Below are 17,748 nucleotides of genomic sequence, written 5' to 3'. Positions count from 1 at the left end.
ACGATGTCCGATTGCAGAGACAACCAGGATGTTGGCTTAGAAGCAGCCACCATTCAAAGAGTGCGTAACAGCTCACTGGTCAAGTGGTCGGGCGCGGACAATGTAACGGGGCTCAAGCATGGAGCCGAAGCCACGGACTTCATCTTCGGATGGAGTGGTAGGGGAGCGTTCCCAAGCCATCGAAGCGGCGGCGTAAGCCAGCCGTGGAGGCTTGGGAAGTGAGAATGCTGGCACGAGTAACGAAAGACATGTGAGAAACATGTCCGCCGAATGCCTAAGGGTTCCTGAGTAAAGCTAATCTGCTCAGGGTTAGTCGGGACCTAAGCCGAGGCCGCAAGGCGTAGGCGATGGACAACTGGTTGATATTCCAGTACCACGTACCCACCGCTATCACCGATGGCGGGACGGGGTAGGTCAAGCCAACCCAGGCGATGGTCGACCTGGGGTAACCGCGTAGGGCGAGCGATAGGGAAATCCGTCGCTCACACAGCCTGAGACGGGATGCCGAGAGCGTTCAGCTCGAAGTGGCCGCCACCATGCCTCCTAGAAAAGCGTCTAGGGAGGTGGGACGTGCCCGTACCAAAACCGACACAGGTAGGCAGGTAGAGAATACCAAGGCGATCGGAAGAACCCTCGAAAAGGAACTCGGCAAAATGGCCCCGTAACTTCGGGAGAAGGGGCGCCATGGTAGGGTGATAATCCCTCGCGGATTAAAGCCCGAGATGGCCGCAGTGAAACGGCCCAACCGACTGTTTACCAAAAACACAGGTCTCTGCGAAGTCGTAAGACGACGTATAGGGGCTGACGCCTGCCCGGTGCCGGAAGGTCACGAGGAGAGGTTAGCTTTCGGGCGAAGCTTCGAATCCAAGCCCCGGTAAACGGCGGCGGTAACTATAACCGTCCTAAGGTAGCGAAATTCCTTGTCGGGTAATTGAATTGCCCGAGTCAGGAGTGATCCTGGCGGACAAACCGGCTAATAACGGGGAAGCCCTCCTCGTATGCGACGCTTTCAAGGACGTCGTAGTAGCGAAAGGGTAATCCCGTGGGAAGTCGCTCTACTGCTCATTACCAGTAGGGTTGACCCCGTAACGACTGATTCGTCACACATCTGTGACGATGAGATCGCATCTCGTTCCGGCGGTTGCCGGAAAATCTATGAGTGCGATCAGACGCCGGCCCTTGGCACAACAGTCGCGAGTTCCTCTCGGCATACATCTCCGGGTACGTCGACGGAGAAGGCTGCTTCACCGTTTCCATTGCTCCACGGGCCACGTTGCTCGTGGGCTGGGAGGTGAGGCCCGGCTTCTCGGTCAGTCAGAACGGAGATCCTGCCGAGGTGCTTCATGCGATCAAGGACGTACTTCGGATGCGGAAGCATCCGGCCCGACCGAAGCGACAAGACCCTCAAGTGGGAGACCCGGCGACTCGAGGAGATCCTCGGTCGCATCGTCCCGCACTTCGAGCGGTACCCGCTTCTGTCGAGCAAGCGGTACGACTTCGATCGGTTCGCCTCGGTCTGCCGCTTGATGGCAGACGGGGTGCACCTGCGTCGAGACGGTCTCGTCGAGATCGTCGAGCTCGCTCACGGGATGAATCCGAGCGGGCGCAGGCGCTATGCCGCTGAAGCAATACTCGCGAGCATTTCGTCAAGGTGAAGGGATAGTCTGCGCCTCCCGAAATGGAGGATGAACGCGAAGTTCCGACCTGCACGAATGGCGTAACGAGTTGGGCGCTGTCTCTTCGAGGGATCCGGTGAAACTGTAGTCTCGGTGAAGATGCCGAGTACCCGTGGTTGGACGGAAAGACCCCGTGAACCTTTACTACAGCTAGATGTTGGAGTTCGGGGTACGTTGTCCAGGATAGGTGGGAGGCTTTGAAGCCGGCACGCCAGTGCCGGTGGAGTCGACCTTGGGATACCACCCTTCGTAGTCTGGGCTTCTAACCCGCTGCCGTGATCCGGGGCGGGAACAGCATCTGGTGGGTAGTTTGACTGGGGCGGTCGCCTCCTAAAATGTAACGGAGGCGCGCAAAGGTTCCCTCAGCACGGTTGGAAATCGTGCGTAGAGCGTAATGGCATAAGGGAGCTTGACTGCGAGAGCGACAGCTCGAGCAGGTGCGAAAGCAGGCCATAGTGATCCGGCGGTAACAAGTGGAAGTGCCGTCGCTCAACGGATAAAAGGTACTCCGGGGATAACAGGCTTATCCTTCCCAAGAGTCCACATCGACGGAAGGGTTTGGCACCTCGATGTCGGCTCGTCGCATCCTGGGGCTGGAGTAGGTCCCAAGGGTTGGGCTGTTCGCCCATTAAAGCGGTACGCGAGCTGGGTTTAGAACGTAGGAACACTGCGTCCCTGTGGAGTAATCCACAGGTGCCCACCGGCTCATATCGGTGAAACCCAAGACTGTCATGACCGAACAATAGTTTTGGGCAATACCGAGGGAAGGCCACACATGAGGGCAGTCGACGCGTCGTAACCTCGCAGGATCTGGACGGGGCTGGGAGCATCCACTTCCAACTCGTCCGTCAGCGCAAGTATCGGTTCGGGTTCTACATTCGAGCCACTGCTCTCGCTGACTCAAAGCACGTCCGCACGCCGAGGACTGGAGCACCTGCGCCAGTTGATCGGAGGCGGGTAGGTCCGCGATCGTGGCACCGGGATAAGTGATCTCGTGATCACAAGCCGGTCGCTGTTGTTGCAGACCTCGGAAGCAGTTGCGCCGTACGCGGTGTTCAAGGCCGAGCACGTACGACGGGCGCTGGAGCTCATTCAGCGCATCAGACCGCGACCCGGTGCTGTGGAGTTCCTGGGATCGGCGCATGAAGTCGATCGCTTTGCAGCCCTAAACTATTCGAAAACGAAGCGGGTTTCCGCCGTAGATGTGCAGCAGCATCTGCGTAGCATGGGTGTGTGTGCCCCTGTAACGACTTCGCTGTGAATGCGAAAGCAGCGAGATGGGATTCCGGGATAACATCCGGATGTATTTCCCATAATACGCCGGCCCCTGGAAACAGGGTGGAGGTATAGTCTATACCCTCAGCAATGAGGGAGTTATATGCGTGAGACAGTGGATTGCGCTGTCTGTAAATTCGGCTATATGCTGGAAACACCGAGTATCCTGCGCTACTCGTTCGGTCGGTTCCTGATTGCAGGATCCGAACCCGAGCAGTGAAAATGCGACAGGTGCGGTCAATCAGCAGGAAAGGCTGGCTGCCTACTCTTCGAAGAATCCATAGGCAGCCAGAATCCTCAGAGACCATACGCCGAACACCCGGAATCAGCGGGTGAAGATATGGTCCGACCTGCATGGCGACATGCAGAGCCAGGCAGAAATGATCTGGCCCCGATCCGAACGACGACGATTCGGTTCGCGGTAACAATCGTGTCGGTCCCTATCCGCCGCGCGCGCAGGAGACTTGAGAAGAGCTGTCCCTAGTACGAGAGGACCGGGACGGACGAACCTCTGGTGTGCCAGTTGTACTGCCAAGTGCACCGCTGGTTGGCTACGTTCGGAAGAGATAACCGCTGAAAGCATCTAAGCGGGAAGCTCGCTTCAAGATGAGGTCTCCCACAGGGTTAACCTGGTAAGGCCCCCGACTAGATCATCGGGTTGATAGGCCGGAAGTGGAAGTGCGGTAACGCATGCAGCTGACCGGTACTAATAGGCCGAGGGCTTGACCACAAACATGCTACGCGTCCACTGTGCGGTTCCCGAGATACGGTCGGGAACCCGACCTTCATCTCCATAGCGTTTCGGCGGCCATGGCGAAGGGGAAACGCCCGGTCCCATTCCGAACCCGGAAGCTAAGCCCTTCAGCGCCGATGGTACTGCGCGGGTGACTGCGTGGGAGAGTAGGACGCCGCCGGACAATTTTCGATGAGGGCCGCCCCGACCGTGGGGTGGCCCTCATCGCATATGTCGGAGAGGAGTCCGGCGGTGGAACGACCCGGCGCGGGTGGGCCCCGCGGCCCGCACCGTCCCCGGCCGGCGGGGGCTGACGCCCTGGCCGCGCAGCGCCGCGGCGGGCGGGACCGCCCGGCTGTAGCCCGGCCGCTCGAGCCGGCCTTGCCGACCAACATCGACGTTACCGAGCTCGCTCCGGAGGTGCGCGCGGAACTCCGTTCGCTGCCGGCGCCGATCGCCGAGCGGGTGGCTGCCCATTTGGTGGCGGCCGCGCGCTTCCTAACTGACGAGCCCGAGCGGGCCCGGGCCCACGCCAGCTATGCCCGGGCGGTTGGCAGCCGGATCGCGGCGGTCCGCGAGGCCGCCGGCATCACCGCGTATCTGGTCGGTGACTATGCCGCGGCGCGCGCGGAGCTGCGGGCCGCCCGGCGGATGACGGGCCGGCCGGACCACCTACCGCTGCTCGCCGACTGCGAACGCGGGCTCGGCCACCCCGAGCGGGCGATCGCCTTGGCGCGAGAGCCCGACGCGGAGCAGCTCGACCGCGCGGCGCGAATCGAGCTGCGGATCGTCGAGAGCGGCGCCCGCCGTGACCTCGGCGAATACGCAGCCGCCGTGAGCGTTCTGGCCGGTCCCGAACTGGAGCCGGCCAGCGTGCAGCCGTGGACACTGCGGCTCTGGTACGCCTACGCCGACGCGTTGCTCGCAGCCGGTCGACCCGACGAGGCCCGGGAGTGGTTCGCCGCGACCGCGGGCGCTGACGAGGATGGCGAGACCGACGCGGAGGAGCGAGTAGCCGCGCTCGACGACGAGCCGGCCTGACCGTTGTGCTCGGTGACCCGCGACCGCCGGTAGGGTCGCGCCGTATGCCACGACGCTTCTTCGAGATCCGTGGCCGGCGGCTGACCCGGTTCGAGGCGCTGGCCGAGTCGCTCGCGGGGTCGAAGCCCGGAGCTTGGCTGTTCGTTCACGTGGTGACGGTGGCGGACCGTCGGCTGCTGCCGCTCTCCCGCGGGCGGTGGAGCCTCAGCGGTCCCCGCCAGAAGGTCGGCTTGCTCTCGACGACCGGCGCCCGGTCCGGGCAGCCGCGGACCACCCCGTTGCAGTTCGTCGAGGACGGCCCCCGGTTGCTGCTCGTCGCATCTGCCGGCGGCGCCCCCGCCGACCCCGCGTGGGCTCACACCCTGCGGGCGAACCCCGACTGTGGGTTTCTGTTCGGTGGTCTTGAACGCCGCTACCGGGCGCATGTCGCAACCGGCGACGTGCGCCTGGCTGCCTGGAGTCGGGTCGTCGACTGGTATGCCGGCTACGCGGCTTACCAGTTGCGCACCGGCGGGCGGGAGATTCCGGTCTTTGTGCTGGATCCGGTCAGCGGACCGGCGTAGGTCGCCCACGCAGGCTCAGCCCGCCGCGTTCCGATCCAGGTACCGGGAGATGCCGCTGATGTTCGCCTCGATCGAGGAGAGCACCTCGAACCTCTCGTCGAGCGAGGCGTTGGCGTAGAGGGCCGCATAGCGTTCCGCGGTGCGAGCCCGGAGGAGGGCCACCGCATGGTCGAGGTCGGCCGCGCCGGGGCGAACCTCGCGGACCTGTTCTACCCATAGCCGCAGTTCCTCCTTCGACCTGGCGAGCACGTCGCCCACGGCGGAGACCGGCCCGAAGTGGCTGAACAGCAATCGGCTCGGTTGCAACTCCGCGAAACGATCGAGGCTGGCCAGCGAGGTCTCGAGGTCGAAGTCCGGCGGCGGGGTGGCCGCCCGGACCAGGTCGATCTCGCTGATGTAGATCCCTGCGGCGTCGCCGACGAACAGGTCTCCGGTGCTCGAGTCGACCAGGCCGATGTGGTGCTGGGCGTGCCCGGGGGAGTAGTAGCTGTCGAGTCGCCGGCCGCCGCCGAGGTCTACCGATCCGGAGTCCCCTACGGTGCTCACCCGCGCGGCGGGGGTCGGGACCAACTCCCCGAAGACCGTGTCCATGGCCGCCCCGAACACGCGGCGGGCGCTGTCGACGAGCTTCGCCGGGTCGACCAGATGCCGGGCTCCGCGTTCGTGAACGACGATCTGCGCCCGTGGGTACGCGGCGGCCAGGTCCCCGACCCCGCCGGCGTGGTCGAGGTGGATGTGCGTGACGACGATCGTCGCCAGGTCGTCCGCCCCGATGCCCAACCCGGTGAGGGCGGCCCGGACGGTCGGCGCGGAGCGGGCGGTTCCGGTCTCCACCAGGCAAGGTCGCTCCGACCGGATCAGGTACGCCGCGGTGATGCCGTCGTAGCCGGACATCCTGGTATCGATCGAAAAGACGTCATGGCCCAAGTCCTCGACGGGCGGGGTGCCCTTCGCCGGCCACCCGGTCCGGTCCGTTACCGACACGCCCCCATCCTGACATCAGGTCGGCCGGCTCAGGATCCGCCGGGCGGTCGCCGATCGTCTCGGTATGAACGACGACTTCTTCTCACCATCGTCCGTCGCCGGCTCCCGCCCGGCTTCGACGCCGGCGTCCATCCGGTTCGGAGTCGGCGCCGTATCAAGGCCGGAAGTCGGGTCTCCTGCCGCGTCGAGCCGCCCCGTCGTGGGCCACGCCGGGAGGCCACGCCTGTTCTGGTGGGGTATCGCAGCGTTGCTCGTCGCAGGGGTGCTCGGAAGCGTCCTGCTCGGGTTCACGGGCGGCGGCTCGGCGAACGCGCCGGACACGGGCCTGGCGACACTCGAGGGCCGAACGACCGGCCAGGAGCTGCCCGCGCCGCTCACGGTGGACGAATGCAGCTCTGCGCTGCGTAACTTCCCCGGCATCACCGCGCCGGCAGCCCGCTCCGCGTTCGTCTCTGCCTGCTTCTCCGCGCACGGGCCGGACGGCGGGGCTGGCGGCGGGGGCCTCACCACCGGCAGTTGAGCAACGCCGCATCCAAGGCCTGTGGACGGTCGCCCCCAGCGTACGGACGAGCCGGCATCCTTACCTCGACCAGGAGGTGGCCATGAGCGGCGGCTTCGTCACCCGCAACGAGATCGTGCTGGTGGGACGGGTGGGACATGTCTCCGGCTCTGCGATGAAAGATCTCGTTCTAGGAGCCAACATCACCGGGGATCCTGCGGTCTGAGTGTGCCGGTTGGAACGGTGCCAGGCACCTCGGTGTAGACGGGCGTGTTCGACAGTCTGTCCACGCGGGCTTTGATGATGGGCCTGACCACGTCGTTCGTGTTCGTCCTTGGGATCGCATATCCGGCCTTGGGATTGGCGGCCTGGCGTCGTTGTGTTGCCCCCAGGTGATCTCGAATGAGCTTTCGCGCACGAGTAGCGGGCTCGCGAGAGACTTTCTATTACGATGCGGAACTTATGCACTCTGCCCTAGTCGCGCCTAGTCGTGCCCCTGCGGTGGGGGTTGTGCTTGATCCGAATTAGATCGAGTTCCAGCGCTTCGACTCGTTGGGTCGGCTGGCCTCGTCGGTCACTCTCCGCATCGTTCTGGGGATGGAATGTTTCCCTCACCGCGCCGGGGAAGCTCGGCAGAAGCCGAGGGCCGCGTGCGCAACCATCTTGGGCCAGCCCGCTCGACGAGGCTCCTCCGGAAGGGCGGTTGTTGATTGTTCGCAACAGTCGACGATTGGCCACAGACCTGCGCAGCGCGGCGACCGCCCTGAATTTCCTCCGTCCCTCGACGGCGCCTGCCGCTCAAGTCCGGCCAGGGGTTGCGGCGGCTGGCCGTGCACAGGCTCATCGAAGTGTGGAGCACGAGATCGACCACATCGACGTCACGAATGAACGCGAGTTATCCGCGGCGGTTGCCACCCACCACTGGTACCACACCATCGAACTGCCCGGCGGGGTCGTTACCCCGGGGCGATACGACCACCGCCCGCTCCTGCCACACTACGGCTTGCCGAAGGATCTCGGTGGCATGCGAACCTTGGATGTCGCTACGTTCGACGGCTTCTGGGCCTTTGAGATGGAGCGGCGCGGGGCGAATGTCAGTGCCATCGATGTTGAGCGTGTAAGTCAGCTCGACCTTCCTGATCCTGTCCAGCGACAGCGGAGCGCCGAAGGCTACGACGCCCCGATCAGCAACGGCTTTCGCTTGGCCCAGCGAGCGCTCGGCTCAACTGTGAACCTCGCAGGGCTGAGTGTGTACGACCTCTCGCCCAGCAATGTCGGCACCTTCGACCTTGTGCATCTCTCCGACCTCCTGCTACACCTTCGCTCCCCGATTCAGGCGCTAACAGCCGTGAGGTCTGTGACTGCGGGCTCAGCCGTGATCAGCGATGTGTTTCATCCAGGACTGACCGTCCTCGGGGGGCTGCACTCGGTGGAGTACGTAGGGGGCTGGAGCGACCTGGTGTGGTGGATTCCTTCTCTGCAGGCATTAGGCCAAATGGTCATTGACGCTGGCTTTCGGTCCGTATCGCTGCACGCGGTGTACAACCTCGCCCGCCGTCAGGAGCGAACCGGCTTTTGGCGCGCCGTCCTCCTCGCGGAGACCTAGGCCGGGCCCCGGTCCACCGCTGGCCTTCGGCTTGATGCCTCGAGCTAGCCAGTTCCTCCCGAAAAGTGGGTGACGCCCATTGGTCGGTCATTGTGATCACGAGTCGTCGAGCCTCGCCTTCCCCGCTCCGACCTTCTGGCTCCGCCTCAGGTGCGCCCTCGCGCGGGAGGATGCGGCGGCGCGTGCCGGATCGGTCGGAAGAACGCGGGATTGCGTCAAATCCAGGCGGGACGGGCGGGCCTGTGGCGGCAGTGTCGCTGCGCAGCCGTGTCGGTCCTCTACCGGGCGTCGGTCAGCGCGTAGATGGCGGCTTCGCCGTGGCCGCGGTCGGCGGTGACCGCCTTCCGGTCTTGGGAGGCATGGGCTAGCCGAGTTCGAGCGCGCGGATGAGTAGCCCAGTGGCGGGCTTGGGGGTGAACAGGGTCGACTTGCGGGGCATCCGTTCGCCGGCGGCGGCCACCGCGACGACGTCCTCCACCGGGGTCGGGTTCAGCAGCAGGGCAACCCCCGCGCCGGCAGCGCGCAGTGCGGACTCCACATCGTGCTGGTAGCCCACGACCTGTTCGGTGTCCTCGCACCCCCAGAGCCGGCGGATCAGCAGTAGGTGGGCAACCGTCACGTCGAGTCCGCGCCAGGCGGCCGAACGCTCCGCCGGGATGGCGGTGTCCAGCGCCGCGGGAGCCGGGTCGGTGAGTAGCCAGCGCGGACCCGAGGCGGCGCCAGCTGAAATCAGAAAGGCCGGCCCCGACTTGCCGGCCTGTTCCAGTGCCAGCAGGGCTTCGTCGAGCGAACCCCCCAGGGCCCGAACCGTGAAGGCCGAGCCGGCCCGCTCCGCTGCCTCGGCGGGGGCCAAGCCCGGGACCACGCGATGGATGGCGTGCACCTGCGGACCGAACGCGCTGGCGTCCACGAGGAAGCTCAGCCCGTAGTCCCAAGCCCCGGGGCCGTCCCCGGCAGCGTGTCGCAGCTCCTGGTAGGCGAGGTAGGTCGCGTAGCGATGATGACCGTCGGCGATGACCGCCCGTCGGGGCGCCAGGTCGGTCGCGATCGCGTCGAGCCGTTCGGCGTCGGTGATCGCCCAGAGCCGGTGGGTCACCCGGTCCGCCGTCACCGCCGTGGCGAGCGGCTCACGGCTGCCCGCCTCCGCAACGGCCGCGCTGGCCGGCCCGCCACCGTCGTAGACCAGGAAGATCGGCTCGAGGTTGGCCGCGGTGGCCGCCGTGAGCGCAAGGCGGTCCGCAACCGGGCCGGCCATGGTGTTTTCGTGCGGCAAGACGATGCCGGCGTCGGCCCGGGCCAGCCCGACCGAGCCGACCAGCCCGCGCTGCACATGCCCGTCCGCCGTCGCGCACTCGTATACGTAGAGGGCTGCCTCGTCGTCCGCGACGAGCACCCCCTCCGACCGCCAGCGGGCGAGCAGTCCCGCGGCCGCCGCGTACCGCTCGCCGCCGCCACGCGGCAGGATCAGTCGGACCGCATTGTGCGGATCGCGCGATTCGAGTGCCGCAAGCTCGGCGTCGTCGATGACGTCATAGGGCGGCGAGAGCCGCGCGCCGAGCTGGGCCGGGCCGGTCGCGGCGGTAGCGTCGAATCGAAGCGCGCGGAACGGGCGGAGCATCAGCCCGTCGGGGACGGGCGGGGTCGTGGTGGCATCGGGCATGAGCGGATGGTACGAGACCGATCGGGGCACAACCGTCGACCCGAGGGCGTTGCACGCGGTGGAGCGGGTATCGGCCGGAAGGGATTCGCCGTGAGCGTGCGCCCGGACGGCGAGGTCTACGACTGGTACGTGCGGGCCCTCGACCTGCTCGACCACGGCGATGCGGCGGCGGCCGCCGCGCTGCTCGAACACACCGTCGCCGCCGAGCCGGCCTCCCGGAGCGCTCGAGAGGCATTGGCCCGGGCGCAGTTCGACGCCGGCCGCTACGGCGCGGCCCGGGTCTCGTTCGCGGCCATCCTCGACGGCGATCCGGTGGACGACTATGCGCGGTTCGGTTGCGGCCTGTGCGCTTTGAAGGAGGGCGACTATCGGGGTGCGGTCGAACACCTCGCGCTCGCCGTCGCGATGCGACCCGAACTCAGGCACTACGCGTCCGCGCTTCGCCGGGCCCGCGCCGCGCTCGCTGGCGCCCCGTGAGTTTTCGCCGTTGCGACGGTCCGCTTGCGGCGGGCTACGACGCCGCGTTCCTCGACCTCGACGGCGTCGTCTACGTGGGGCCCGACCCGGTCCCGTCCGCGCCGGCGTCCATCGAGTCGGCACGGTCGGGCGGCCTGCGGGTCATGTTCGTCACGAACAACGCCTCCCGAACCCCGGACGCGATCGCCCGCCATCTGACCGAGATCGGGGTGCCGGCCGCCGCCGGCGACGTGGTCACCTCCGCGCAGGCGGTCGGCCGGATGCTGGTCGAGCTCGTGCCTTCGGGATCCGATGTCCTGGTCGTCGGTGGCCCCGGGTTGTGGGCCGAAGTCAGCGCCGCCGGCATGCACCCCGTCGAGTTCTTCAACGAAGCCTCTCCCCCCCACGCCGTCGTCCAGGGCTACACCGCGGACATGGGATACCCCAGGCTGGCTGAGGCCGCCCTCGCGGTCCGGGCCGGGGCGGTGTGGATCGCGAGCAACGTGGATTCGACGATGCCGTCACCGCGCGGTCTGCTGCCCGGCAACGGGGCGCTGGTCGCCGCGGTTCGGGTGGCCACCGGGCGGGAACCGACCGTAGCCGGCAAGCCGTTTCCCCCGCTGCACCGGGAAGCCGTGCGGCGCAGCGGTGCGCGGAACCCGCTGGTCGTCGGGGATCGACTCGACACCGACATCCAAGGCGCCGTCGCGACCGGCACGGATTCCCTACTGGTCCTCAGCGGGGTGACCGATCTGGCTGGGCTCGCGGCCGCGACCGCCGACACCCGACCGACCTACCTTGGGGCCGACATCTCAGCCCTGCTCGAGCCCGCTCCGTCGGTCCGCGTCGATTCGGAAGCGGGGGCGGCCAGCTGTGGGGGGGCCAGGGCGGCAGTCGTGGATGCGGTCTGGCATCTCGACGGCAGCGGCCTGGACCTCGCCCGGGCGGCCTGCGCGCTGGCCTGGGCCCGGGCCGATGCGGGGCGTCCGCTCCCGGATCTCGGGGCCTTGTCGCGGCTCAGCCGGTAGCGTTGCCGGCGACGCATCGCCACGGCCCGAGGAGGCCCCCATGATCGGTGACGCCCTACGCGGTTACGTCTCGTTGGCCAACGGGCTGACCGAGGTAACCCGGGCCCGGGCGAGTGCGGCCGCGAAGGCCCTCGTCGCGCAGGGGGACGCCACCCGTGCGCAGGCGGCCAGTCTCGCCGACGATCTACGCAAGACCAGCAAGTCGAACCGCGATGCGCTGGTGGGTCTGGTCCGCTACGAGATCGACCGGGCGCTCAAACGCGCCGGTCTGGCGACCGCGGATGCGGTCGCCACCCTCGAGAAGCGGCTGCGCCGCATCGAAGGTGACCTGCGGCCCCGACCGGCGCCCGCACCGCGCAAGGCCGCACCGCGCAAGGCCGCACCGCGCAAGGCGGCACCGCGCAAGGCCGCGGCCCGACCCGCGAAGAAGACTCCGTGACCGAACAGCCGATCGCTGAGCGGACCGGCGAACCGAGAATCGACGCCGCGCTCGAGCGACTCGGCTCGGTGGCGTCGGCGCCGCTCAGCGAACACGTGGCCATCTACGAGGATGTGCACCGCCGGCTCCAGGACGCGTTGGCCGACCTCGACGAGGATCCCGCGGGGTGACCCGTCGGGCCCGGCTCGACGCGGAACTCGTCCGGCGCGGGCTGGCCCGCTCCCGCGGGGAAGCGGCCGAGCTGGTCGCTGCGGGTCGGGTGCGGCTGGCCGGCCTGGTCGCTCACAAGCCGGCGACCGGGGTGGATCCGGATACGCCGGTGCTGGTCGCCGACGACCGCACGGATGAGCGCTATGCGTCGCGCGGCGCGGGCAAGCTGATCGGGGCCCTCGAGACGTGGACCGATCTCGAGATCGCCGATCGGCGCTGCTTGGACGCCGGCGCGTCGACCGGTGGGTTCACCGACGTCCTGCTCCGGCGGGGGGCGGCGTCGGTGATCGCGGCCGACGTGGGATACGGACAACTCGACTGGCGGCTGCGTACCGACCCTCGGGTGCACGTCCTGGACCGGACCAACGTTCGCTCGCTGACCCCCGCCCAGCTCGGCGGTCCGGTCGAACTCACGGTCGCTGACCTGTCCTTCATCTCGTTGCGTACCGTGCTACCGGCCCTGGTCGGCTGCACCGAGGGGGAACTGGTCCTGCTCGTGAAGCCGCAGTTCGAGGTCGGCCGTGACCGGGTCGGGTCGGGCGGCGTCGTCCGCGATCCGACACTGCGGGTCGCCGCCATCGTCGCAGTCGCGGCGGCGGCCGCCGATCTGGACCACGGAGTGCTCGGGGTGGTCGCGAGTCCGCTGCCTGGCCCGGCCGGGAATGTCGAGTACTTCCTGCGGCTGGTTCGGGGTGGGCCCCCGCTCGATCCGGAGCAAGCCGAGCGCGCGGTCAGCCTGGGGCCGTCGTGACCGACCGGACGGTCCTGCTGGTCACGCACACCGGGCGTTCCGCGGCAGTGGCGCTCGGCGTGGACGTGGCGCGCCGCCTCGTCGAATCGGGCATCACAGTCCACGCCCTGGAGACCGAAGCCGCCGTCCTCGACTGCGCCGGCATCGTCGCTGTCGCACCGGCGGCAGCAGCAGTCGGTGCCGAGCTCGTCCTGGTGCTCGGCGGCGACGGCACGCTGCTCCGGGCGGCCGAGTTGGCCCGGCCGGCCGGCGCGCCCTTGCTCGGGGTCAACCTCGGCCGGGTTGGCTTTCTCGCTCAGGCGGAGGAGGAGGAGGTGGATCGGGTCGTCGATCGGGTGCTCGCCCGGGACTACGAGGTCGAGGAACGGATGACCATCGACGTATCGGTCAGTGTCGACGGCGCCGTCGTGGCAGAACAGTGGGCGCTCAACGATGCCACGGTGGAAAAGGCCGCCCGGCAGCGAATGCTGGACATCGTGGTCGAGGTCGACGACCGTCCGCTGTCTCGCTGGGGCTGCGACGGGGTCGTGATGGCCACGCCGACCGGGTCGACGGCGTACGCGTTCTCCGCCGGCGGCCCGATCGTCTGGCCGGAGGTCGCGGCTCTGCTTCTCGTTCCGATCAGCGCGCACGCCCTGTTCGCCCGGCCGCTCGTCGTCGCTCCCACCTCGGTCCTTGCCGTCGAACTGGTCGACGTCGAGGGCGGCGCGGTCTTGTTCTGCGACGGTCGGCGCACTCTCGATCTCCCGGCCGGTGCTCGGGTCGAAGGGCGGCGCGGGGCCCACCCCGTCCGCCTGGCCCGCCTGGCCGCGGCACCGTTCACCGACCGGCTGGTGGCGAAATTCCAACTTCCGGTCCAGGGCTGGCGCGGCCGCCCGGAAATCTAGCCCCGCCGGGTGCGATCCGCCCACTCGACCCAGGAACCGACTGATCCGCCGCGCCGTGGACAGTCCCCCGCCCGCCGGCCCCGCGCCCCTATCGTGGCCTGGTGCTCGAAGAGTTGCGGATCACCGGACTCGGCGTCATCGCTGAGGCCACGCTGACCCTCGCTCCCGGGCTCACGGTGCTCACCGGCGAGACCGGCGCGGGCAAGACGATGGTGGTGACCGGGCTCGAGTTGCTCCTCGGCGGGCGCGGTGATCCGAGCCTCGTCCGGGCCGGCGTCGACCGGGCGGCCGTCGAGGGCCGCTTCCTGGTCGATCCGGAGGGGTCCGCCGCACGTCGCGCTGTGGACGCGGGAGCGTTGCTCGACGACCGGGAGCTGCTGCTCGGACGCAACGTTCTCGCCGAGGGCCGGTCCCGGGCGCACCTCGGCGGGCGGTCGGTGCCCGTGTCGCTGCTCGGCGAGCTCGCCGACGATCTGGTCGCCCGGCACGGGCAGGCCGCGCACCTGCGGCTGGGCCGGCCGGCCGCCCAGCGGGAGGCGCTCGACCGTTTTGCCGGCGAGTTGGTTGCCGCACCGCTGGCCGGCTACCGCGCTGCGTATACCCGCCACCGCGCGACCGGTGCGGAGCTCGCCGAGCTCACGACTCGGACCCGGGAGCGCTTGCAGGAGGCGGATCTGCTCCGGCACGGCCGGGCCGAGATCGCCGCGGTGCGGCCCGAGCCGGGGGAGGACGGCCGGGTAGCTGAGCTGGTCACCCGGCTGGCCCATGCCGATGCGTTGCGCCGGGCCGCCGATGCGGCGCACACCGCGCTCACCGGCGGCGAGGAGAGCGGCGAGGAGCGCGACGCGCTGGGCCTCGTCGCCGAGGGTCGACGGGCGCTCGATGCGGTAGCCGGCCACGATCCGGCGCTGGCCGGGCTCGCCGGTCGGCTCGCCGACGCCGGTTACGCGCTGGCGGATCTCGCCGCGGACCTGGCGTCCTACGCCGCGAGCATCGACGCGGACCCGGCGGCGCTTGCCGCCGGTCAGGAACGGCAGGCTGCCTTGGCGGCGCTGAATCGCAAGTACGGACCCGACGTCGACGCGGTCCTGGCCTGGGCGGCAGAAGCGGAGTCCCGGCTGAGCGAGCTGGGCGGCGACGACGACCGGATCGGCCAGTTGCAGGCTGACCTGGACGAGCTCGAACGCGTGCTCTCGTCGACCTCCGGCGAGCTCAGCGCCGCCCGGCGGGTGGCCGCGGACCGGCTGGCCGAGGCGGTCACCGCAGAGATCGTGGAGCTGGCGATGCCGCATGCGCGACTCGAGGTGAGCGTGCGCACCGGCCCGAGCTTCGGGCCGGCCGGGAGCGACCACGTCGAGTTCAGCCTCGCAACCCATCCGGGTGCCCCACAGCGACCGATCGCCCGCGGCGCCAGCGGCGGAGAGTTGTCCCGCCTCATGCTGGCGCTCGAGGTGGTCCTGGCCGGGACGGATCCGGTGCCGACGTTCGTCTTCGACGAGGTGGATGCGGGGGTCGGCGGTCGCGCCGCCGTGGAGATCGGCGCCCGGCTGGCCCGGCTGGCCGCCGGCCGACAGGTCCTTGTGGTCACGCACCTGCCCCAGGTGGCGGCCTTCGCGGATCGGCACTACCTGGTCGAGAAGAACGACGACGGACTCGTCACCGAAAGCGGCGTGCGGCAGGTCGATGGTCCCGATCGGATCCGGGAACTGTCCCGGATGTTGGCCGGCCTCGCCGACTCGGAGCTCGGCCGGGGTCACGCGGAGGAATTGCTGGCGACGGCAGCGGCGGCCAAGGGATCATGAAGCTTGCGCTCCCGCACCGGGCCCGGCAGTCGCCCCCGTTGCCCGGGGTCAGCGGGCCCGCCCGGGTGGATCGGCGGACCGACGTGCTGGCCCGGCGGTTGCAACCGGGAGACATCGCTGTGATCGACCACGTCGACCTCGACCGGGTCAGCGCGGCGGCACTACTCGCCGGGCGGGCCGCGGCCGTCGTGAACGTCTCCGCCTCCACCAGCGGTCGCTACCCCAACCTCGGCCCGACCGTGCTGGCGGGCGCGGGCATCCCGCTGGTCGACGGGGTGGGGCCACAGATCCTCGGAAGGATCCGCGAGGGGGAGCCGATCCGGGTATGCGGCGACACGGTGTACGCCGCCGACGGGGCCGTGCTCGCGAGCGGAGCCGAACAGAGCACACGAACGGTCGCGGCGGCGGCCCAGCACGCCTCAGCCGGCCTCGGCCGACAACTCGAGGCGGTTCTGGGTGACGCATCGGAGTCTCTCAGGCGGTCCTCCGATCTGTTCTTGGACGGCGCCGGCATCCCGCGAGTACGCACCGAGTTCGACGGTCGTCACGCGCTCGTCGTCGGGCGTGGCTATCAGGAGCGCGCGGATCTCGCCGCCCTCCGCGGCTATATCCGCGAGTTCCGTCCGGTACTGGTCGGAGTCGACGGGGGCGCCGACGCCTTGCGTGAGGCGGGCTATCGGCCCGACGTCATCGTCGGTGATCTCGACGCGGTACGCGACGAGACATTGCGTTGCGGCGCCGAGCTCGTCGTCCACGCCGATCCGGGCGGCCAGGTGCCGAGCTTGCAGTGGGTGCAGGACCTTGGCCTCGAGGCCAGGGTGTGCCCGACCGCAGGCACGAACGAGGACGCGGCCATCCTGCTCGCCGATGCCAATGGCGCTTCCCTGATCGTCACCGCCGGCCGCCAGAGCACACTCGAAGAGTCTCTGGACCGTGGCCGGTCCGGGATGGCGAGCAGTCTGCTCACCCGACTGCGCGTCGGCGGCAAGCTGGTGAGCGCCTCGGCGGTCGCCCAGCTGTACCGACCCCGGATCTCGCTCGCCTTGCTGGCCGCGCTGGTCCTGGCGGCGGTGCTGGTGGTCGGCCTTGCCGCCATGGTTTCTCCGTCCCCGCACCTGCTCGGTGCCACGATCGTCCGTGACTGGGCGCAGGTCGTGCGCTGGGTTCGCGGCAACCTCTAGACCGATGGTCAACTTCCGCTATCACGTCGTATCGCTCGTCGCGGTCTTCCTCGCGCTCGCCGCCGGCCTCCTGCTCGGTTCGACGATCAGCCGAGTTCCGGTTGCGGTCGTTTCCACGCCAGGTCCGGTCTCCGGACTGCGGGCGCAGATCTCCGAGTTGACGGCCGAGCTGGACTCCGCTGGGCGGTTCTCCGCCGGCGTGGCCCCGTTTGCGGTCGCCGGTCGGCTCTCCGGTCAGTCGGTGGCCGTCGTGAGCGCGCCGGGCGTCGTCGGCACGGTACGTGGCCAGGTCGAGTCGATGCTGCGCCGGGCCGGTGCGGTCGTGACCACGGACATCGTGTTGACTTCGTCCTGGTTGGACCCCAACCAGGACACCCTGCTCGGCGCGCTCGCCGCACGGCTCGGCGGACCTCCCGGCGGGACCTCCGACACCGGCGCGGAGCGCGCCGCTTCCCAGTTGGCTTCGGTGCTCGTTCAGCGCCCGGGCGCCCGGGCGCGAACCGCCACCGACCTCCCGACTAGCCTCGCCGCCTACCAGGAGGGCCGTCTGCTCACCGTGTCCGCCGGTGGGCAGACCGCGGCGTCGCTCGCCGTCCTGCTCGTCGCCGCCCCCGGTCCGACCTCCTCCAGCGTGTCGACTCAGGACCTGCTGTCGCTGGTCGAGGCCCTCGACGTCCGGGGCTCCGGAGCGGTTCTCGCGGGTCCGGTCAGCGCCGCCAGCGACCCCGGCGTGCTGGCCGCGGCCCGCGCGGGGGGCCTCGCCACGCCGGTCACCACTGTGGATTCGATCGAGGCGCCCCCGGGTCAGGTGGCCCTGGTCCTCGCCCTGGCCGGACGGTTGGCCGGCCAGATCGGGAACTATGGCACGGGACCCGGTTCCGGCGGCCCGTTGCCTCCGGCGAAGTAGTCATGACGGACCAGGACCCGCTGACTACAGCGGGGGGTTTCGACCGCAGT

Annotated in this window: 16 protein-coding genes and 2 rRNA genes; 16 read left to right on the top strand and 2 right to left on the bottom strand. The window is 68.8% G+C overall.

The genetic code is table 11. The features are described from left to right. From VNG13_01315 to VNG13_01300, 4 genes are all read left to right on the top strand, one after another. Nucleotides 1-3,681: ribosomal RNA gene (locus VNG13_01315) — 23S ribosomal RNA — on the top strand; the annotation flags it as partial. Nucleotides 3,682-3,751: 70 nt separating this feature from the next. After that, nucleotides 3,752-3,868 (top strand): 5S ribosomal RNA (rrf, locus tag VNG13_01310). A gap of 68 nt (nt 3,869-3,936) precedes the next feature. Further along, on the top strand, nt 3,937-4,725 hold the full coding sequence (locus VNG13_01305) for a tetratricopeptide repeat protein (GenBank protein HVA59157.1): 789 nt from the start codon (nt 3,937-3,939) through the stop codon (nt 4,723-4,725). Between the two features lie 44 nt (nt 4,726-4,769). Further along, nucleotides 4,770-5,288, top strand: a complete 519-nt coding sequence (locus VNG13_01300; GenBank protein HVA59156.1) for a nitroreductase/quinone reductase family protein — start codon at nt 4,770-4,772, stop codon at nt 5,286-5,288. Between the two features lie 15 nt (nt 5,289-5,303). On the opposite strand, the gene VNG13_01295 is transcribed toward VNG13_01300, so the two are convergent. Further along, nucleotides 5,304-6,272, bottom strand: a complete 969-nt coding sequence (locus tag VNG13_01295; GenBank protein HVA59155.1) for an MBL fold metallo-hydrolase — start codon at nt 6,270-6,272, stop codon at nt 5,304-5,306. 199 nt (nt 6,273-6,471) lie between these two features. On the opposite strand from VNG13_01295, the gene VNG13_01290 reads away from it, so the two are divergent. The 3 genes from VNG13_01290 (at nt 6,472) to VNG13_01280 (ending at nt 8,377) form a co-directional block, all read left to right on the top strand. Further along, nucleotides 6,472-6,792 carry a hypothetical protein gene (locus VNG13_01290; protein ID HVA59154.1) on the top strand — a complete coding sequence of 107 codons (321 nt, stop codon included), beginning with the start codon at nt 6,472-6,474 and terminating at the stop codon, nt 6,790-6,792. An 82-nt stretch (nt 6,793-6,874) separates the two neighbouring features. After that, nucleotides 6,875-6,997 carry a hypothetical protein gene (locus tag VNG13_01285; protein HVA59153.1) on the top strand — a complete coding sequence of 41 codons (123 nt, stop codon included), beginning with the start codon at nt 6,875-6,877 and terminating at the stop codon, nt 6,995-6,997. A gap of 624 nt (nt 6,998-7,621) precedes the next feature. After that, a complete protein-coding gene (locus tag VNG13_01280; GenBank protein HVA59152.1) occupies nt 7,622-8,377 on the top strand; it encodes a methyltransferase domain-containing protein in 756 nt (251 codons plus the stop codon). A 364-nt stretch (nt 8,378-8,741) separates the two neighbouring features. Here VNG13_01280 and VNG13_01275 read toward each other — a convergent pair whose 3' ends face one another. Further along, a complete protein-coding gene (locus VNG13_01275) occupies nt 8,742-10,037 on the bottom strand; it encodes a DUF1015 domain-containing protein (GenBank protein ID HVA59151.1) in 1,296 nt (431 codons plus the stop codon). Between the two features lie 90 nt (nt 10,038-10,127). Here VNG13_01275 and VNG13_01270 point away from each other — a divergent pair, with 90 nt between their 5' ends. From VNG13_01270 to VNG13_01230, 9 genes are all read left to right on the top strand, one after another. Further along, on the top strand, nt 10,128-10,514 hold the full coding sequence (locus VNG13_01270) for a tetratricopeptide repeat protein (GenBank protein HVA59150.1): 387 nt from the start codon (nt 10,128-10,130) through the stop codon (nt 10,512-10,514). Beyond that, a complete protein-coding gene (locus tag VNG13_01265) occupies nt 10,511-11,521 on the top strand; it encodes an HAD-IIA family hydrolase (protein HVA59149.1) in 1,011 nt (336 codons plus the stop codon). Before VNG13_01270 ends, VNG13_01265 begins: the two co-directional genes overlap by 4 nt. 40 nt (nt 11,522-11,561) lie before the next feature. Then, nucleotides 11,562-11,960, top strand: a complete 399-nt coding sequence (locus tag VNG13_01260; GenBank protein ID HVA59148.1) for a hypothetical protein — start codon at nt 11,562-11,564, stop codon at nt 11,958-11,960. Beyond that, nucleotides 11,957-12,130 (top strand): hypothetical protein, encoded by a 174-nt coding sequence (locus VNG13_01255; protein ID HVA59147.1) that lies wholly within the window; start codon nt 11,957-11,959, stop codon nt 12,128-12,130. The genes VNG13_01260 and VNG13_01255 overlap by 4 nt, the downstream gene beginning before the upstream one ends. Further along, nucleotides 12,127-12,921, top strand: coding sequence for a TlyA family RNA methyltransferase (locus VNG13_01250; GenBank protein HVA59146.1), 795 nt, complete (start codon nt 12,127-12,129; stop codon nt 12,919-12,921). The genes VNG13_01255 and VNG13_01250 overlap by 4 nt, the downstream gene beginning before the upstream one ends. Then, the gene (locus VNG13_01245) at nt 12,918-13,808 is read left to right on the top strand and encodes an NAD kinase (GenBank protein ID HVA59145.1); all 891 of its coding nucleotides are present in this window, start codon (nt 12,918-12,920) and stop codon (nt 13,806-13,808) included. The genes VNG13_01250 and VNG13_01245 overlap by 4 nt, the downstream gene beginning before the upstream one ends. A 101-nt stretch (nt 13,809-13,909) precedes the next feature. Further along, nucleotides 13,910-15,610: a DNA repair protein RecN gene (gene recN, locus VNG13_01240; GenBank protein ID HVA59144.1), complete on the top strand. Its 1,701-nt coding sequence runs from the start codon at nt 13,910-13,912 to the stop codon at nt 15,608-15,610. After that, nucleotides 15,607-16,791 (top strand): putative cytokinetic ring protein SteA, encoded by a 1,185-nt coding sequence (steA, locus tag VNG13_01235; protein HVA59143.1) that lies wholly within the window; start codon nt 15,607-15,609, stop codon nt 16,789-16,791. The genes recN and steA overlap by 4 nt, the downstream gene beginning before the upstream one ends. Nucleotides 16,792-16,795: 4 nt before the next feature. Further along, nucleotides 16,796-17,698, top strand: a complete 903-nt coding sequence (locus VNG13_01230) for a copper transporter (GenBank protein HVA59142.1) — start codon at nt 16,796-16,798, stop codon at nt 17,696-17,698. Nucleotides 17,699-17,748: the final 50 nt, after the last annotated feature.

The organism is Mycobacteriales bacterium (genome assembly GCA_035533475.1).
Taxonomy (GTDB): Bacteria; Actinomycetota; Actinomycetes; order DATLTS01; family DATLTS01; genus DATLTS01.
This window is presented reverse-complemented; position numbering and strand designations above follow the sequence as displayed.